The following is a 16013-nucleotide window of genomic DNA, read 5'->3' as shown; positions in this document are numbered from 1 at the left end:
CCCGGCCCGGCGCCCCGGCTCAAAGATCCTGCGCCACTGGTGCCAGCTGCCCGAGCATGAAGGTGATGAACGGCGGCACACACTGCAGATGCCCGGCCACCGGTCGTGCGCGGCACTCGGTCAGGCCGGCCAGGTCGCCCGCGCCGCGATTCTGCATGGCGCGCACGGTGCTGACCGAGCTGGCGTAGGGCACCGTGCGGTCGTCGCGGCCGTGGTACAGGCGCACGGGCACGTTGGGTTTCCAGTCGTAGACGTTGCTGGCGCTGGCCAGGGCCTGCACATCGTCGGCCAGGAAGTGGTCGATGAAGCGCGTGTCGTAGGCCACGTCGGCATCGCCCGGGATGAGCGCACGCAGCAGCAGGCGGCGCACCTCGCGCTGCACGCTGCCGCCCAGGTAGCGCAGGAAGCCCGGGTTGATGAGTGCGCCGATCACCGGCTGTTCTTGCCGCACCAGGTCCACCAGGCCATCCATGGTGGTCTGCACGTTGTAGGGCCCCGCGCCCGGCACCACCATGCGCAGCTGCTGCAGGTGCGGCGATCCGCCCGCCTGCAGCGCGCGGTGCGTGGCCAGGGTGACGTAGCCGCCTTCGGAGTAGCCGGTCAGAAAGAGCTGGCCGTTGTCCGCCACGTTGGCCTGGCCGCGCCAGGTGCGGGCGGCCGTCAGAAAATCCGCCGTGGCGGCCGCCGAGGGCGCCGCCAGCAGGTAGGGGTGGGGCGTGCCCTTGGAGGCGCCAAAACCCACGTAGTCGGGCGCCAGCACGATGTAGCCCAGCGATGCGAGCACCACCGACACCTCCGACGCCACCGCGTTGTTGCTGGGCGCCTCGGCATCGCGGAAGATGGTGCCGTGCTGGTAGCTGAGCACCGGGCTTTTGGCACCGGCGGGCTTTTGCGGCACGCTGACCAGGCCGGAGGCGCGCACCTCCTTGCCGTCGGCATCGGTGGTGAGGTATTCGAGCCGGTAGGAGGCGACGCTGTAGCGCGGCACCACGTCCTGGGCCAGCGACTCCTTGGCGGCCAGGGCCGCGGCGATGTCGGCGGTCGGCACGGTGCCCAGCGCGGCGGCGGATTCAAGCTGGCCGGAGCGCACCGGGGCGGGCGGTGGCGCTGGCGGATTGCCACCATCGCCAGGTTCTTCCGTGCCGCCCCCGCCGCAGGCCGCCAGCAATGCAACCAGGGCCAGCGCGCAGGCGCGGCGGGTTCCAGACAGGATCAGTGGATTCTTCAACACGGCAGGGCCCTTCAGGTGAAGCGGCGGATGATAGGAGCGGCGGGCGCATGCTGCCTGGCCCGGGAGGAATAGCCCTTTGCCCCCGCGGCGGACCTTGCCTTGCCAACTGCTGTGGCCACGGGTTGGCGGCGGGGGGTTGAAGCAAGCCGATTTTTAATAAAAATAGCCTGCAGCGCTTGTCCATCCATCCTCCATTGCTATCAATTTCGCATACCCGCCACGGAGCACAGGAGAGCCGTCCGGCACCACCTCCCGAGGAGGCCTTCCCACGCCAGACTAAACTCGCGGGTTCCTCTCTTCCAACGACCCCACTTTTTCCATGACGTATTGCGTCGCCATCAAACTCAACGCCGGGCTGGTTTTCCTGTCCGATTCGCGCACCAACGCCGGCCTGGACCAGATCAGCTCTTTCCGCAAGATGATGGTGTATGAGAAGGCGGGCGACCGCTTCATGGTGCTGTTGTCGGCGGGCAACCTGTCCATTTCGCAGTCGGTGCGCGAGATCCTGCAGACCGAGCAGCTCAAGGACGGTGACTCGGGCGAGACGATCTCCATCTGGAACGCCAAAAGCATGTTCGACGCGGCCCGCGTGCTGGGCGCCGCCGTGCGCCACGTGCACGAGCGCGACGGGGCGGCGCTCAAGCGCTCGGGCGTGGACTTCAATGTGTCCATGGTGTTCGGCGGCCAGATCAAGGGCGAGGGCATGCGCCTGTTCCAGGTGTATTCGGCCGGCAACTTCATCGAGGCGACGTCCGAGACGCCGTACTTCCAGGTCGGCGAATCCAAGTACGGCAAGCCCGTGCTCGACCGCGTGCTGACGCCCGAAACACCGCTGGACGAAGCCGCCAAGTGCGCACTGGTCTCCATGGACAGCACGCTCAAGTCCAACCTCTCGGTGGGCCTGCCGCTGGACCTCGTCGTCTATGAGGTGGACCGTTTCTCGACCGAGAAAGTGGTGTGCATCGACGAGAACAATCCCTACTTCCGCATGCTGCACGACAGCTGGGGCCAGAAGCTGCGCCAGGTGTTCGACAGCATCGAAGACCCCGCCTGGGGCGGCGGCGTGACCACCGTGCCCATCATGGTGAACCCGGCGCGCAGCAAGCCGCTCAAGAAGATCACCAACCATCTGGACAAGCTGATCTGACGGCCGCGGGGCCGCAGCGCCCGACCTCCCCTCCTGCCGGGTACCCCATGCTTCCCATCGTCTTTTCGCACGCCAACAGCTTCCCAGCGAGCACCTACCGCGTCCTTTTCAAGCACCTGCGGGCCCGCGGGTTCGAAGTGAGCGCGGTGGATCGGTATGGGCACGACCCCAGGTACCCCGTCACCAACAACTGGCCGCACCTGGTGCAGCAGCTCGCCGACTTCGCCACGGCGCAGGTCCAGCGCCTGGGTGCGCCAGTGTTTCTGGCAGGGCATTCGCTCGGCGGTTTTCTGAGCGTGATGGCAGCGGCCCGCCACCCCGAGCTCGTGCGCGGCGTGCTGCTGATCGACTCGCCCCTGCTGGGCGGCTGGAAGGCCAACGCGGTCGGCGTGGCCAAGCGCACGCAGGTGGTGGGCTCCATCTCGCCCGGCAAGATCAGCCGGCAGCGGCGCTTCAGCTGGGCCAGCAATGACGAGGCGCTGGAACACTTCCGCAAGAAGAAGGCCTTTGCACAGTGGCATCCGGACGTGTTGCAGGACTACATCAGCCACGGACTGCAGGACCACGATGGCAAGCGCGTGCTCGGATTCGACCGTGCGGTGGAAACCGCCATCTACAACACGCTGCCGCACAACCTGGGCCGGCTGCTCGGCACCCATCCGCTGCAATGCCCGGCCGCCTTCATCGGCGGGCGGGACTCGGACGAAATGAAGCAGGTGGGCATGGCCATGACGCTGCGCATCACCCAGGGCCGCACGATGATGCTCGACGGCAGCCACCTTTTCCCCATGGAGCAGCCGCTGGCCACGGCCGCCGCCATGGAGGCCTCCCTGCTCAACCTGGCGTCGCTGAACCCCTGAGCCCAGCGGCATAGCACCGGAACAGCCGCCAAAAGCCCCGAAAAAGCGCGCTGATGCGCAGGACACACAGGCCGCGCCATTTTTGGCTCCATCCTCTACACTGGAGGTTTGTTACAGCGTGATACACACATGCCTGCACGGACCCCACTGGCCGCGCGCCTGCCGGCGCTGAGCTTTGCCCTGCTGGCCGCCTTCCTGGTGGCCACGGCGGTGCGCACCCACAACGACACCACCATCGCCATCGTCACGGCCTCGGTGCTCATGTTCGCGTGCTGCTGGGCCAGCGCCACGCACCTGCTGGGCGCCCGGCCCGCGCTGCAGTTCGTGCTGATCGCCCTGGGCTTGGGCTGGTTCGCCGAGCAGATGGGTACCACGCATGGCTGGTTCTTCGGGCACTACACCTACACCGAGGTGCTGGGCGCGCGGTTTGTGGATGTTCCCATCGTCATTCCCATGATGTGGTTCGCGCTGACGTATGCGGGCTACGTGATCAGCAACCTCATCGTCTGGCAGTCGCCGGTGGACGGCGCGCCGGGGCTGGGCCACGCTGCGATGCTGTCGTTCCTGGCGGCGATGATCGTCACCGCGTTCGACCTGGGCGCCGACCCCTACCTGGTCTACACCCTGAAAGCCTGGATCATGGCCAAGACCGACGGCGCCTGGTTTGGCGAAACGGTGCAGGGCTTCTTTGGCTGGGTGTTCGTGGCCTTCGTGATCATCTTTGGCTTTCGCATGTCGGTGCGCAAACTCGCGCTTCGCCCGACCAGCCCCTTCCTGCGCCGCCATGCGCTGGTGCCACTGGCCATCTACGCATCGGGCATGGTGTTCCAGATGATCCTGGGCAATCCGGTGGAGATCCGCTCGATCGCGCCGTTCGCCATGGGCATCCCGTTGCTGTGCGCCCTGGCGGGCTTTCAGCGCTGGCGCGCAACCACGGAGACCGCAGCATGAACCACGGCAAGACCCTCTCACCATCCCCGCTGTCCGATTCGGAGCTTGCAGGCATGCAGCGCCACGCCGACCCGCTGGCCGACCAGACCATCGCCGACATCCTGGGCGACTGGCCCGAAGGGGACGTGGCGATGGACGCACCGCAATGGGCGCGCATCGACACCGTGAACCGCCTGTTCGGCCAGTGGGTGGACAACGCAAGCCTGGTGGGCTGGACCGCCCAGGGCGAGGGCGTGGATGCGGCCATGTCCAAGGCCCTGGACCACTATGTACAGACCGCCCAGGTGCTGCCGCCCTGGGCCGATGCCCGCAAGATCGAGCGCGCCGAGAAGCTGTTCATGGAACACGGGGCGCTGTCATGCATCCTGCTGTTCTGCGCCAGCCTGCCCGAGTGCTACGTGATTCCCGACCTGTCGAGCGTGCTGCACACCTCCGGCCAGCTGGAGCAGAACGCGGAGTACCGCATCCGCTCCACCGCCGCGATGATCTTTCCGGTGATGATGCATGGTGGCCTCAGCCAGCGCGGCGCCGGCGTGGCGCAGGTGCTCAAGGTACGCCTGATCCACGCCACCATCCGCAACCTGATCCTGCATGGCAGCCCCCAGAATGCCGTCAGGGACCTGCTGGCGGGCGGCGCGGGGCGTATTGCGCCGCAGGCCCTGCAGACCCAGGGCGGACGCCAGGCCATGTTCCAGACGCTGTATGCCCGTGGCTGGAACCTCCAAGGTGACGGCCTGCCCTGCAACCAGGAAGAACTGGCCTACACCCTGCTCACGTTTGGCTATGTGTTCCTGCGCAGCCTGCGCCGCCTGGGCATCGGTTTGCGGGCGGCCGACGAGGAAGCCTATCTGCATGCCTGGAACGTGGTGGGCCACATCCTGGGCATCGACCGCGCCCTGATGGTGGACACCATGGACCAGGGCAAGGCCCTGATGGCGCGGATGCAGGCCCGCGGCCGCGCCGAACCCGTCACGCCAGACCCCCGTCCCGCCCTGGGCCAGGCCCTGATGCAGACCATGGAGAACGCCCTGCCCTGGCCCATCGTGAAGCCCTTTCCCCGGCTCATGACCCGCTACCTGTGCGGGCGTGACACGGCGAGCGACCTGGGCCTGACGCAGCCCGTGCCCTGGCCGTCGGCGCTGCTGTTCTGGGGAGTGCTGCTGCTGGCGCGGGCCATCGACGTGGCCGCGCGGATGGTGCTCCCCCGCTTCTCCATCGTGCGGGCCCTCACCCGCATCCTGGGCTACCACTTCATGAGCAAGGTGCTCATGAGCCAGACCCGCCCCCTCCAGCTGCCCACCGAGCTGCTCAACCAGGTGGACGAAGTGATGCACAGCTGGAGCGATGACCCCCACGCCCCCCGCTGGCTCAACCGCATCGAGGACCGGCTGACCACCCATGGCAGCTGGAGCCTGGGCCTGGCCGGGAAGGCGCAGGCCGCCAGCGCGGGCCCGGCGCGGCAAGCCACGTAGCCGTTGTTCTCACGCCGATGCACCTGCTGCCCCGCGTTCTCCTGATGCTGGCCCGGCTTTGGCGCGCGCATTGCCGCAGGGCATCCATCCTGCTGTGGCTGCTCGCTCCCCTGGCCCTGCCCGTGGGCGCGCAGGCGGGCATGCCCCTCGTGCTCACGCAGGAGAGGCCGCAAGTGAATGCATGGGAGGCCATCACGCTCAAGGCCGACCCCACCTACCAGCTCTCGGCGCAGGACATGCTGGGCCGCCTGGACGAATTCGAGGCGCCCGCGCGGCGCGGCGGCTCGCTGGGCGTGCACAAGGCAGCGATGTGGCTGCACATCCCCATCATTGCGCCCGAGGCGCCGCGCACCCCCTGGGTGGTCAATATCGGCTACAGCTCGCTGCAGGCCGAAATGTACCTGGCCAGCGGCGGCCAGGTGCTTCAGCAGGTCCGCACAAGCCCGTCTGACCAGACGCAGCGGTCCAGCCGCACGCCGGCGATGGTGTTCGACCTGCGGGCCGGGCAGCCCTACGACCTGTTGATACGCGTGCAGGCCACCGGTCCGCTGATCCTGCCCATCACGGTCAGCGAAATGCCCATTCACATGCGCCAGGCCCTGGGCGAGCAGATGCTGCAGGGCCTGCTCAACGGGCTGGCGCTCTGCCTGCTGATGTACAGCCTGATGCAGTGGGTCACGCAGCGCGATCCCATGTTCGGCTTCTATGCGCTGGTGGTGCTGGGCAGCGCGGGCTTTTCGCTGCAGTTCTTCGGCATCGGTCCGCAGTACCTGTGGCCTGGCAATCCATGGATGGATCGGTATTCGGGCCTGGTGGCGGGGCTGGCGGCCCTCGCGGGCTCGTTCCTCTTCCTGGGCCACACCCTGGCCGGCCACACGCAGGGCAGCCGGTACGCACGCACCATGCGGGCGGGCGCAGCAATCACGGCCATGGTCTGCGCAGGCGTCGTGTTCGGCTGGTTGAGCGTGCCCATCGCCATCGCGTTCATGAGCCTGGCGGGCACCCTGCCTTCCCTCATCAGCCTGCCTGCCGCCGTCGCGCGGGTGCGGCAGAAAGACCCCATCGGCGCCACCCTGCTGGTGGCCTGGATCGCCTTCGGCGTGGCCGCCGCCGTGATGGTGTGCCTGGTCCAGGGCTGGGTGTCCGCGAACTTCTGGACCCTGCACTCGTTCCAGTTCGGCGCCACGGCGGACATGCTGCTCTTCTTTCGCGTGCTGGGCCTGCGCGCCCAGGCCGCCAAGGCACAGGCCCAGGAGGCCATGCGAGAGCGCGACGTGATGCACTCGCTGGCCCACACCGATCCACTCACGGGACTGAGCAACCGGCGCGACCTGCAGCACGCCCTGGAGGCCGCGCTGGCCCAGTGTTCGCCGCAGCGGCTGGTGGCGCTGTACCTCATGGACCTGGATGGATTCAAGCCCGTGAACGACGCGCACGGCCACGATGTGGGCGACGATTTGCTCGTGGCCGTGGGCCGGCGCCTGCAGGCCAACGTGCGGCACCAGACCGACCTCGTGGCCCGGCTCGGCGGCGATGAATTCATCATCATGGCCCGCGACCTGGCGACGCCCGAGCAGGCCGAAGATCTGGGCCGCTCGCTGTTGCGGGCCTTCGAGCAGCCTTTCACATTGAGCCACCTGCACATCCAGGTGGGGCTGACCATCGGGTACGCACTGGCGCCCCTGGACAGTGATGACCCGCAGGCCCTGATGCGGCACGCAGACGCCGCGATGTACGCGGGCAAACAAGGCGGCAAGCACTCGGTGCGGCGCATCACCACCACACCGGCGCTGGCGGGATGATGGAGCACCGCAGCCCCTTGTCGCCCTGCAGGCCGGGGAGCAACATGGCAAGCACAGATGGCGACGCGCCCGCCGTGAATCCATGCTCGCGCAGTGGCACGCTGGCCGCTGTGGCGAACATCCGGCAGCGCGCCCACAGCGTCCGGGCGGGCGGGGCCGGTGGGGCCGGTGGAGCGGGCATCACATCCTCCCTGGAAGCGCGGGACCCCGGCGTGCGCAAATACCGCGTGCCAGGCGTTGCGGGCCTTCCTATACTCACAGCGCATTGACGAGCACCATGCGCCCAGTCCCTTCCCTGCTCCCGTGGCAATGGCTGCCGGCCCCGGCCTGGCAATGGGTGCTGGGATGCCTGCTGCTGCTCGTGCACGCGGGCGAAGGCTGCCAGGCCGCCACGGACCGGCTGCTTCTGCGCGACGACGTGCCTTCGGTCAACGTCTGGCCGGCGGTCACGGTGCTGGCCGATCCCACCCGGCTGCAGTCGGTGCAGGATGCGATGGCCCGCGCCCCGGATTTCTCCGCGCCGCCCGGAACCAGCGGAACACTGGGCGTGCGGTCCGACGCCATGTGGATCCGCATCCCGCTGACGGTATCGCCCACCTCCGACGGCATCTGGATCGCCGACATCGACTACCCGGTTCTCAACCGCGTCGAGGTCTATCTCACCACAGACGGCCATGTCAGCCAGCAGGCCACGCTGGGCAGCCTGCAGCCTTTTTCACAAAGACCGCTGCGCAGCCGCACCCACGCCCTGGCCCTCGCCATGCAGCCCGGGCACGACTACGACCTGCTGCTGCGCGTGGAAACCCGGGGCGCCATGGTGCTGCCGGTCACGCTGAACAAACCCACCGCATGGCACAGCGCCGCGATGAACGAGCAGATGCTGCAGGGCATCCTGACGGGCCTGGCACTGTGCCTGCTGGTTTACAGCCTGGCGCAATGGATCAATCTGCGGGATGTGCTGTTCATCCAGTACGCGCTGCTGCTCACGGGCAGCCTGCTGTTCTCACTGCATCTCTTCGGCCTGGGCACGCAGTACCTCTGGCAGGACAGCCTCTGGTTCGAAATCCACGCGGCGGGCCTGTCCGCGCTGATGGCCACCTGCGGATCGTTTCTCTTCATCAGCCAGGCCCTCGTGGGGCACCGCCCCAAGAGCCTCCTGCTGCGCACGATGCACGGAGGCGCCCTGTTGTGCGTGCTGCTGGCTTTCATCCATGCGCTGGACATCCTGAACACGCCGGCCGTTGCCGCCATCGTGAGCATCCTCGGTCTGGTTCCCGCGCTCATGGGCATCCCGGGCGCCGTGCGCCGCGCGCGCCAGGGCGACCCCGTGGGCAGCAGCCTGCTGCTGGCGTGGCTGGTCTACTTCGCGGCCACGGCCACGGTGATCGGCGTGATCCGTGGCTGGGTGCCGGTGAACTTCTGGACCCTGCACTCCTTCGAGTTCGGCGCGACGCTGGACATGCTGCTGTTCATGCGCGTGCTGGGCCTGCGCACCAAGGCACTGCGCCTGGAGGCGCTGGACGCCAACCGCGAGCGCGACGCCATGCGCTCCCTCGCGCACACGGACCCCTTGACCGGCCTGCCCAACCGGCGCGGCCTGAACATCGCGCTGGCATCCGCGCTGGCGCGCTGCGGGCCCGACAAGCTGCTGGCCGTGTACGTGATGGACCTGGATGGGTTCAAGCCCGTGAACGACCAGCACGGCCACGACGTGGGCGACGAATTGCTCGTCGCGGTGACCCGGCGCCTGCAGGGCCACGTGCGCCAGAGCGACGTGGTGGCCCGCCTGGGGGGTGATGAGTTCGTCGTGATGACGGGCCACCTGGGCAGCGAACAACAGGCGCAGGAGCTGGGGCACAAGCTGCTGGACGCATTCCGCTCGCCCTTCTCGCTGGGCAACGTGCGGGTGGAAGTGGGCCTGACCATCGGCTATGCCATTGCCCCGGACGACAGCAACGATGCCATCGGTCTTCTGAAGCTGGCGGATGCGGCCATGTACAGCGGCAAGCAGGGCGGCAAATTCTGCCTTCGGCGCAATACCGGCGACCTCGCACTGTCCTCCGCCTGAGCACCGCCGGCAACACGGGCCATTCCGAACTGGTCAAACAGCCTGGCTTCAGTTAAACACGGGACTTCGCGTTTTCACGAAGGATTGTTCGCCATGGCCCATCGCAAAAGTCCCGCCCGCGTTGCCAAAGACGCCCGCATCGCGCACTTCCGGTCGCTTGCCGCCCGGCAGGCCACCGCCCAGAACGCGCCCGGCGCGACACTCACCTGGGACGCGGTCGCTGCGCTGGAGGCCAGGCTGGTGGGCCGCATCGTGCTGCCATCGAGCCCCGACTACAACGCGGCCCGCCAGGAGTCCAATCCCGCGTTTCAGGCCTATCCCGAGATCATCGTGTACTGCGCGTGCGAGAACGATGTGCTCGAATGCCTTTCCGTCGCGCGCACCTATCAGGTCTGGGTGGCCGTGCGCTGTGGCGGGCACAGCACGGCGGGCTATTCCGTCAACAGCGGCATGGTGGTGGACCTGAGCGAACTGCAGGGCGTGGTGCTCGATCCCGCCCGGGAACGCGTCTACGTGCTGCCGGGTACGGATTTCGATCATTTCAACGGCGCCCTGAACCACACCGGCTGGCACGTGCCCACCGGGGCATGCGGCAGCGTCTGCGTGGGCGGGTTCGTGCAGGGGGGCGGCTACGGCTATACGTCGCGCGCCTTCGGCATCCAGAGCGACCTCGTGGAGTCGTTGCGGGTGGCGCTGGCCGACGGCACCATCGTCACCGCCAGCGCGCAGGAGAACCCCGATCTCTACTGGGCACTGCGGGGCGGCACGGGCGGCAACTTCGGGGTGCTGCTGCAGGTCACCTACCGCATGCTGAGGCTGGACCAGGTGTGGGCCTGGGCCATCAGCTGGGATGCGGCGCACGCGGCGGACGTGCTCACGACGATGCAGGCCCACTACATGAAAACCGGTGCCCCCGATGCGCTGGGCTACATGATGAATCTGGGCTACCAGAACGGTGTGCCGGTCTATATGGTGCAAGGCATGTTCTGCGGCACGCGCGAGGCGGGCATGCAGGCCATCGCACGGCTGATGGCGATCCCGAGCGCGCAGCTGCTGGTCGACAAGACGGGCACCTACCCCGAGATGAACATCTGGCTCGAGGACCATCCCTACACCTTGCCGGACAACCTGCCCGACGGCGTGGCGGAGACCAAGGCCAGCGGCTACATCAGCGCGCCTTTGTCGCGCTCGGACTGGCAGCGCATCATCGACTACTTCCAGACCTCCCCCAATCCCTGGTCGCTCGCATACCTGGAGCCCTATGGCGGCGCCATCAACCGCTACCCGGTGGCCGACAGCGCCTTCATCCACCGCCATGTCGATGCAGACCTGGTGGTGGACGTGTTCTGGACCAATGCGCAGGAGCGCACCCAGATGGAAGCCTGGCTCGATGGCTTCATGAACCTGGTCAAGCCGTTCCTGAACGGGCATGTGTACCAGAACTACCCGGACGCGAGCCTGCAGGACTTCCCCACGGCCTACTGGGGCCCGGCCTATCCGCGCCTTCAGCAGGTCAAGGCGCGGTACGACCCCTCGAACTTCTTCCACTTCCAGCAGAGCATCCGGCTGCCCAACGGCTGAGCAAGCCGCGCGGCCCCGGCCCCGGCGCCGGGGCCAGGGCCCCCGGTCCGGCAGGCTCTCAAGGGCAGACGGCGTCCGCGTAGTGCAGCCGGCCCTTGCCCGCGCGCTTGGCGGAATACATCGCCTGGTCCGCCCGGTTCATCAGGGCATCGATGTCGCCCTCCAGCGGGGGGTGCACCGCGACACCGATGCTGGCGCCGACGAACAGATCCCGCCCTTCCACGGTCATGGCCTGGTGCAGCGCGTCAATGATGCGCTGGCCGATGGTGTCGGTCACATCGCGCGTCACGTCCCGGTCCAGCATGACAAGGAATTCGTCGCCGCCCAGGCGCGCCAGGGTGTCGCCCGCACGCACCGTGCTGGCAATGCGCTGGGCGACGATGCGCAGCACCTCGTCGCCGGCGCGATGGCCTTCGGAATCGTTCACGCCCTTGAAGCCGTCCAGGTCGATGAACAGCAGCGCCACGGAGCCCGCATTGCGCCGCGCCTGGCTCAGGGATTGCTCCAGCCGGTTCTGAAAGGCCGCCCGGTTGAAAAGGCCCGTGAGCGAATCATGGTTGGCCAGGTAGTGCTGCTGGCGCGCGATCTGGATCTTGGCCGAGACGTCCTGCACCAGCGCCATGATCGAAGTGACCTGGCCCTGGGCATCGGTCAACGCGGAGTTGAACCACTCGCAATGCACCTCGGTCCCGTCCTCCCGCGTGAAGCAGGTCTCCGCGCGGTTCTGGGACTCCTGCCCGGACTGCAGGCGCTGCAGGGCATGCTCGAGCCCATCGTCCTGGGACGACAGGTCCACGAGCTCCGTCAGCAGCCGCCCCTCCAGCCCCGCCACATGCAGCCAGCCCATGAGCTGCACGGCACGCTGCGAACAATGCAGGAGCTTGAGGTTGTGGTCCATCTCCAGCACCGCGAGCGGGCTGTTTTCCATGTGCGAGGAAAGCCGCTGGTTGGCGGCGCGCAGCGCGTTCATGGTGACCTGCAGCTCATGGACGTCGAGCGCCGTGGTAATGAAGCCATCGATCACGCCGTGCGGGTTGTGCCAGGGCGTCAGGCAGATGGTGCGCCATTCGTCAAAGCCATAGGGCGTGCGCAGCAGGCGCTGGTACTGCACGCGCTCGCCCTGCAGCACGCGCTCGACAAAGGGCATGAAGCGCGCGCAATCGATCTCGCCGTACACCTCCACCAGGGACTTTCCGATCAGGTGGTGGGGCACGGTACCGAACCACCGGGCATACTCATCGTTGACATAGATCATGGTCAGGCTGCGGTCCACCACAGCCATGGTCGCCCCGGCGCTGCGGGTGATCAGATCGAGCAATTCCGCTTTGGACCAGGACTCCTTGCGGACGGCGTAGGCGGGCGGCGGCAACTCAGGCTCGTCTTGCATCATGCGGCGAAAGCCCCCGGCGGGGAAAGGATCATCAACAGATGAGGCAACACGCGCCGGCCCCGCCGTGGCGGAACGCGTTTCGCATTGCCCTGCTACAGGTAACAGTGTGTCTACCCCAGCTTATCACTTTCGATGGGCACCCGTCCCCGGCCTGCCTGCGGGTGCTCTCGCCCCCACCGCGTTCTTTCGCACCGGCGGCCAGGTCCGCCCACGCCGCTACCGGCAGCAGCGGTACGCCAGGCCCACGGTCACGGAGTACCCCGTGGGCTCCACCGTCAGCGGGCTGCGGCGTGCGTCGCCCTTGAGCTGCGACACGCGCGCGGCACCCAGCACGACCCAGTGGCGATTGATGGCGGACATGACCTCCACGCCCGCATCCACGCTGTACAGCCCGGCGCCGGGGTCAAATGCCGGCAAGGGGCTGGCACCGCCCGCCGGCACGCCGAAATGGCCGCGCAGGTAGCTGCGGTCGCCAAAGCTGGCACCCGCGCCGAAGGTCACCGTGGTCTGCGCGGTGACGGGCCATGCATACCCGACGCTGGCGGACATCTGCGCGCCCCCGTCGCGCCCGAGAATGTCCTGCGAGAAGCCCGCGCCCACGGACCACCGCGGCGTCAGCGCATACCCGGCACTCACCCTCGCGCGCAAGGTGGAGCGCACCGAGGGCAGCCCCACTAGGATGGGCGCATCCGATCCATCGCGCCCCTTGTCGATGCGCAGCGACGCGCCCAGGTGAAATTGGTCCCCCTGCGCCAGCGTGGCACTGGCGCCCGATTCGCGTGGACCGAGCCCGTGGCCCATGAAGGCGCTCCCGCGCGATGTGCTGAGCCGAAAGCGCCCGTACTCGATCGCCCATGCCGGCCGCAGGCTGTTCTTGCGGCCATCGCCCCCCGCATAGTCGGGGCTGGAGCCCATGATGGCGCCCAGCGCATAGTTGAACTGGGGGGCGGGCGGCCCCTCGGCAGCGCGCGATTGCGCGCCGCGCGCCAGCGGCGTGGCGCCCAGGCACGCCAGCGCCGCAGCACAGGACCACAGACAGGCAAACGGAACAGGACGGTTCATGCGCGGATTATCAGCCCGCCCATTGCACCCAGCCCGTCCATGCGGTCGCCAGGACGACGATGCCGAACACGATGCGGTAGTACGCAAACGGCACGAAGCTGTGGCTGCTGATGTAGCGCAGCAGCCAGCGCACGCAGAGCCAGGCGCTGACGAACGAGAACACCAGCCCGGTCGCGAACATCGGAATGTCGGCCACCGACAGCAGCGCGCGCTCCTTGTACAGGCTGTACACCCCGGCACCGATCAGCGTGGGGATGGCCAGGAAGAACGAGAAGTCCGTGGCCGCCTTGCGCGACAGGCCCAGCAGCATCCCGCCGATGATGGTGGCGCCGCTGCGGCTGGTGCCCGGCACCATGGCCAGGCACTGCACCAGGCCGACCTTGAGCGCATCGAGCGGCGTCATCTCATCCACCGTCTGGATGCGCGTGGCGGACGGCGGGCGGCGCTCGGCCCACAGGATGATGAAGCCGCCGACGATGAAGGTGCTGGCCACCACGACCGGCGTGAAGAGGTGCGCCTTGATCATCTTGCCAAGCAGCAGGCCCAGCACCACGGCCGGCAGGAAGCCGATCAGCACGTTGAGCGCGAACCGCTGCGCCTGGCGCTCGGTGGGCAGGGCCACGAGCGTCTCGCGGATCTTCTGCCAGTACACCAGGATGACGGCGAAGATGGCGCCCGTCTGGATGGCGATGTCGAACACCTTGGCCTTGGCGTCGTCGAAACCCAGCAGCGAGCCCGCCAGGATCAGGTGCCCCGTGGAGGAAATGGGCAGGAACTCGGTCAGGCCTTCGACCACGCCCATGATGGCGGCCTTGACCAGCAATACAACGTCCACGCGCGCTCCTTGAGAAAACTTTAAGTCAAATCAGCCCCTACCGCTTATCTGACAAGCGCTAGCAGCTATCAAAACAGGAGTATATGCGCAGCGGGACCTGGCACCCCTCAGGACCGTGCCCGCGGGAGCGTCTGCCCAGTTGTCTGTTGCGGCACCTGCCACGGTGCCTGCCACCCGCCGCCCAGCGCCTGCACCAGCGTCACCACCGCGAGCTGGCGGTTGACCTGCAGCTGCAGCAGCGCGCGCTGCGCAGAGAGTGCCGAGACCTGGGCCGTCACGACCTCCGTGTAGCTCACCTGCCCTTCGCGGTAGCGGTTGAGCAGTTGCTGCGCGGTGCGCTCCGCCGCGGCCACCGCCTCGCGGCGCAGGGGCTCCTGCTCCTGCAGCGTGCGCAGCACCGTGAGCTGGTCTTCCACCGTCTGGAAGGCGGTCAGCACCGTCTGGCGGTAGACCGCCACGCGGCCCTCGCGCGCGGCCTGGGCTTCTTCCACCCGGGCCGCGGTGGCCCCGGCATCGAAGATCGTCTGCGCCACCGACAGCCCGAGCGACCACACCAGCGTGGACGCCTTGAACAGGTCGGCCACGCTGCTGCCCCCGCTGCCCACCGACGCGCCCAGGCTCAGGTTCGGAAAGTAGCCCGCGCGCTGGATGCCGATCTGCGCATTGGCGGCCGCCACCGCGCGCTCGGCCGCCGCGATGTCGGGCCGGCGCTGCAGCAGCGTCGAGGGCACGCCCAGCGGAACCTCGGGCACCGCCGCCACCCACTGCGCGCGCGGCAGCGAAAAATCGGCCGGGGCGCGCCCGGTCAGCACGGCCAGCGCATGCTCGAAGCGCGCGCGGTTTTGCCGCACGGTGGCCAGGTCGGCGCGCGCATTGGCCAGCTGGGTCTGTGCCTGCAGCACATCGGTCTGGGCCACCACGCCCGCGCCGTAACGGTTGCGGGCGATCTGCAGGCTGCGCTCATAGCCCTCCACCGTGGCCTGCAGCAGCTCGATCTCCGCATCCGCCTCGCGCAGCTGGAAGTAGGCCGAGGCCAGCGTGCCCACGGCCGACAGGCGCGCGGAGGCCAGGTCCGCCTCGCTCGCCTGCGCGCTGGCCTGGGCGCTGTTCACGCCGCTTTGCAGGCGTCCCCAGAGGTCCGGCGCCCAGTCCACCCCCAGCGATGCCTGGGTGGACAGGCCCGAGCGCGTGGCGCCCTCGCCGCCCGTGCGCGTGGCGCCGCCCGAGAGGCTCACGGACGGCAGCAGGCCCGCGCGCTGCTGCCGCACCACGGCCTGCGCCTGCGCGTAGGCCGCCACGGCGGCGGCGATGTTCTGGTTGGACAGCTGCACCTGCTCGGCCAGGCGGTTGAGCTCGGCATCCTGGAACAGCTCCCACCAGGGGCCACGGTCCAGCGCGTCGGCAGGCGCCGCGGGGGCCCAGGTGGCACCCGCCTCCTTGAACGACGTGGGCACCGCCATGCCGGGTTGCTGGTAAGGCGGCGTGACCGAGCAGGCGGACAGCAGGGCCGCGATGGCCACCACCAGCGCCAGGGAGGCCGGACGGGCCATGGGGCGTGGCGCAGGGTAGCGGGCGGCGCGGCGCGCCGTGGGCGCGCCGGGTGTGAGCGGGGCA

The 16013-nt window shown here is 68.3% G+C and carries 12 protein-coding genes; 7 read left to right on the top strand and 5 right to left on the bottom strand.

All coding sequences use genetic code 11. The features are described from left to right. Nucleotides 1–19: 19 nt before the first annotated feature. Nucleotides 20–1231: an alpha/beta hydrolase family protein gene (locus tag AC07OD_RS22320; RefSeq protein WP_494598029.1), complete on the bottom strand. Its 1212-nt coding sequence runs from the start codon at nucleotides 1229–1231 to the stop codon at nucleotides 20–22. Nucleotides 1232–1550: 319 nt separating this feature from the next. On the opposite strand from AC07OD_RS22320, the gene AC07OD_RS22315 reads away from it, so the two are divergent. From AC07OD_RS22315 to AC07OD_RS22285, 7 genes are all read left to right on the top strand, one after another. Further along, entirely contained in the window at nucleotides 1551–2378 is an 828-nt protein-coding gene (locus tag AC07OD_RS22315) for a proteasome-type protease (RefSeq protein ID WP_218293832.1), read from the top strand. Between the two features lie 47 nt (nucleotides 2379–2425). Next, complete coding sequence (locus AC07OD_RS22310; RefSeq protein ID WP_218341645.1) at nucleotides 2426–3238, top strand: alpha/beta fold hydrolase; 813 nt, start codon at nucleotides 2426–2428, stop codon at nucleotides 3236–3238. Between the two features lie 129 nt (nucleotides 3239–3367). Further along, nucleotides 3368–4189, top strand: a complete 822-nt coding sequence (locus AC07OD_RS22305; protein WP_218293830.1) for a carotenoid biosynthesis protein — start codon at nucleotides 3368–3370, stop codon at nucleotides 4187–4189. Further along, nucleotides 4186–5661, top strand: a complete 1476-nt coding sequence (locus AC07OD_RS22300) for an oxygenase MpaB family protein (RefSeq protein WP_494598028.1) — start codon at nucleotides 4186–4188, stop codon at nucleotides 5659–5661. Before AC07OD_RS22305 ends, AC07OD_RS22300 begins: the two co-directional genes overlap by 4 nt. A 44-nt stretch (nucleotides 5662–5705) precedes the next feature. Next, nucleotides 5706–7463, top strand: coding sequence for a diguanylate cyclase domain-containing protein (locus AC07OD_RS22295; protein ID WP_494598103.1), 1758 nt, complete (start codon nucleotides 5706–5708; stop codon nucleotides 7461–7463). A gap of 277 nt (nucleotides 7464–7740) precedes the next feature. Next, the gene (locus AC07OD_RS22290; RefSeq protein ID WP_494598027.1) at nucleotides 7741–9531 is read left to right on the top strand and encodes a diguanylate cyclase domain-containing protein; all 1791 of its coding nucleotides are present in this window, start codon (nucleotides 7741–7743) and stop codon (nucleotides 9529–9531) included. 93 nt (nucleotides 9532–9624) lie between these two features. Further along, nucleotides 9625–11112, top strand: coding sequence for an FAD-binding oxidoreductase (locus tag AC07OD_RS22285; RefSeq protein ID WP_494598026.1), 1488 nt, complete (start codon nucleotides 9625–9627; stop codon nucleotides 11110–11112). A 58-nt stretch (nucleotides 11113–11170) separates the two neighbouring features. Here the strand turns inward: AC07OD_RS22285 and AC07OD_RS22280 are convergent, their stop codons facing one another. From AC07OD_RS22280 to AC07OD_RS22265, 4 genes are all read right to left on the bottom strand, one after another. Next, entirely contained in the window at nucleotides 11171–12502 is a 1332-nt protein-coding gene (locus AC07OD_RS22280; RefSeq protein WP_492808284.1) for a diguanylate cyclase domain-containing protein, read from the bottom strand. A gap of 216 nt (nucleotides 12503–12718) precedes the next feature. After that, nucleotides 12719–13564 carry a MipA/OmpV family protein gene (locus AC07OD_RS22275; protein WP_255591799.1) on the bottom strand — a complete coding sequence of 282 codons (846 nt, stop codon included), beginning with the start codon at nucleotides 13562–13564 and terminating at the stop codon, nucleotides 12719–12721. A gap of 10 nt (nucleotides 13565–13574) precedes the next feature. Then, the gene (locus tag AC07OD_RS22270) at nucleotides 13575–14399 is read right to left on the bottom strand and encodes an undecaprenyl-diphosphate phosphatase (RefSeq protein WP_218293825.1); all 825 of its coding nucleotides are present in this window, start codon (nucleotides 14397–14399) and stop codon (nucleotides 13575–13577) included. 107 nt (nucleotides 14400–14506) lie between these two features. Beyond that, nucleotides 14507–15949: an efflux transporter outer membrane subunit gene (locus tag AC07OD_RS22265; RefSeq protein WP_494598102.1), complete on the bottom strand. Its 1443-nt coding sequence runs from the start codon at nucleotides 15947–15949 to the stop codon at nucleotides 14507–14509. Between the last annotated feature and the right edge of the window lie 64 nt (nucleotides 15950–16013).

The sequence above is a fragment of the Acidovorax sp. GW821-FHT10E03 genome (genome assembly GCF_059415205.1).
This window is presented reverse-complemented; position numbering and strand designations above follow the sequence as displayed.

What these genes read in the sequence shown, in the direction of transcription:
- AC07OD_RS22315 (WP_218293832.1), top strand. Translation starts at nt 1,551, where the DNA reads ATGACGTATTGCGTCGCCATCAAACTCAACGCCGGGCTGGTTTTCCTG.
- AC07OD_RS22310 (WP_218341645.1), top strand. Translation starts at nt 2,426, where the DNA reads ATGCTTCCCATCGTCTTTTCGCACGCCAACAGCTTCCCAGCGAGCACC.
- AC07OD_RS22305 (WP_218293830.1), top strand. Translation starts at nt 3,368, where the DNA reads ATGCCTGCACGGACCCCACTGGCCGCGCGCCTGCCGGCGCTGAGCTTT.
- AC07OD_RS22300 (WP_494598028.1), top strand. Translation starts at nt 4,186, where the DNA reads ATGAACCACGGCAAGACCCTCTCACCATCCCCGCTGTCCGATTCGGAG.
- AC07OD_RS22295 (WP_494598103.1), top strand. Translation starts at nt 5,706, where the DNA reads ATGCTGGCCCGGCTTTGGCGCGCGCATTGCCGCAGGGCATCCATCCTG.
- AC07OD_RS22290 (WP_494598027.1), top strand. Translation starts at nt 7,741, where the DNA reads ATGCGCCCAGTCCCTTCCCTGCTCCCGTGGCAATGGCTGCCGGCCCCG.
- AC07OD_RS22285 (WP_494598026.1), top strand. Translation starts at nt 9,625, where the DNA reads ATGGCCCATCGCAAAAGTCCCGCCCGCGTTGCCAAAGACGCCCGCATC.
- AC07OD_RS22280 (WP_492808284.1), bottom strand. Translation starts at nt 12,502, where the DNA reads ATGATGCAAGACGAGCCTGAGTTGCCGCCGCCCGCCTACGCCGTCCGC.
- AC07OD_RS22275 (WP_255591799.1), bottom strand. Translation starts at nt 13,564, where the DNA reads ATGAACCGTCCTGTTCCGTTTGCCTGTCTGTGGTCCTGTGCTGCGGCG.
- AC07OD_RS22265 (WP_494598102.1), bottom strand. Translation starts at nt 15,949, where the DNA reads ATGGCCCGTCCGGCCTCCCTGGCGCTGGTGGTGGCCATCGCGGCCCTG.